General features: G+C 69.7%; 1 protein-coding gene. It reads right to left on the reverse strand.

All coding sequences use genetic code 11. The features are described 5' to 3' along the window. Nucleotides 1-655 precede the first annotated feature (655 nt). Complete coding sequence (gene puuE, locus CCN56_RS08300; RefSeq protein WP_086825073.1) at nucleotides 656-1,564, reverse strand: allantoinase PuuE; 909 nt, start codon at nucleotides 1,562-1,564, stop codon at nucleotides 656-658. Nucleotides 1,565-1,570: the final 6 nt, after the last annotated feature.

Below are 1,570 nucleotides of genomic sequence, written 5' to 3' on the forward strand. Positions count from 1 at the left end.
GTTCCTCTCCCCGCGGGACATCCGCGAAGACGTAACGGTCTCTTGCGACGCTGTTTGAACACCCCACCCAGGCGTCAGCGGACTCGCATGCCCTGCCGGAGCCCCGAGGTACACGGGAACCCGTCGACACCCCAGGTGCTCCCTACACCCAAGGCCCCCTCGGGCTCCAAGACTTGACCACCCCCACGCCTGGTGCCGGGGACGCTGCTGACCGTCCCTGACGCCAGACCCATAGATCACGGTTTGTCGCCTCGTGTCCGAGCTGTGACGCACGGTCAATCTAGACCATCAACGCCCGTCAGGAGAGGGGATGTATGCAATTTGTGGTCAAGCTTTGAAGGGGAGTTCACCTACGGGTGACCACTCGGGGATGCCCTGTCGGCGGAGAGGGGCCCGTGACCTGTGAAGACGATCGTTTCCGGGGTCGCGGAACCTCTAACTCCGGTGCGCCTGAAGGGGATTCGAAGGGCGGACGGCCCTGCACGCGGTCCGGGTCTCGCGGAGAAACGGGACCGAAAACAACCCCTGTCGGGCCTGGTCGACGCGTTCGGTCCGGCCTTCGCGGTACGTGTGGGAGCCGGTCGTGGGGATGCCGTTCCTCCCGCGCGGTCAGTCCTCGAAGTGGAGTGCGCCCGGAGTCGCGTACCGGCCCGGCTCAGGGCGACGGAGGGTGTGTGGCCAGCCAGTGCCGGGCGATCTGTTCGCGCGTGGCGACCCACGCGCCGCCGCGCCGGGCGATGTGCCGCAGGAAGCCGTCGAGCACACGAATGCGGCCGGGTCGGCCGATGATCCGGCCGTGCATGCCGACGCTCATCATGCGGGGGCGTTCGGCGCCTTCCCCGTGCAAGGTGTCGAAGGTGTCGACGAGATACGTGAGCATGTCGTCCGCGGTCGTGAACCCGTGGACGAGCAGGAACTTGAAGTCGTTCGCGTCGAGGCTGTACGGCACCACGAGGTGCGGCCGGCCGGCCGCCTCGACGTAGAAGGGCAGGTCGTCCGAGTAGTCGTCGGAGTCGTAGAGGAAACCGCCCTCCTCGACGACGAGGCGCCGTGTGGCGGCGCTCGTCCGGCCGGTGTACCAGCCGACGGGCCGGCGGCCGACGAGCCGCTCGATCACCGCGGTCGTGCGTGCGATCCCGGCCCGCTCGACGTCCTCGGGCACGTCGAGGTGGTCGATCCAGCGCCAGCCGTGCCCGGCCACCTCCCAGCCGGCGGCGCCCATCGCGCGCGCCGCGTCCGGATTGCGCTCGAGGGCCTGTCCGACGGCGTGGACGGTGAGCGGCACGCCGTGCGCCCCGAGCGTGCGGTGAACGCGCCAGAACCCGGCCCGCGAACCGTAGGCGAACATCGACTCGGCGTTCAGATCACGACCGCCGGCCACGGGTGGCGCGCCGACGACCTCGTGCAGAAACCCCTCCGAGGCCGGGTCGCCGTCGAGGACGTTGTGCTCGCCGCCCTCCTCGTAGTTGAGGACGAGGCTGACGGCCACACGGGCGCCACCGGGCCAGGCGGCATGCGGCGGCTCGGCACCGTAGCCGACCAGATCGTGGCGGTACTCGGACAAGGACGG

Source organism: Streptomyces sp. NRRL B-24572, from assembly GCF_002156145.1.
Taxonomy (GTDB): Bacteria; Actinomycetota; Actinomycetes; order Streptomycetales; family Streptomycetaceae; genus Streptomyces; species Streptomyces vietnamensis.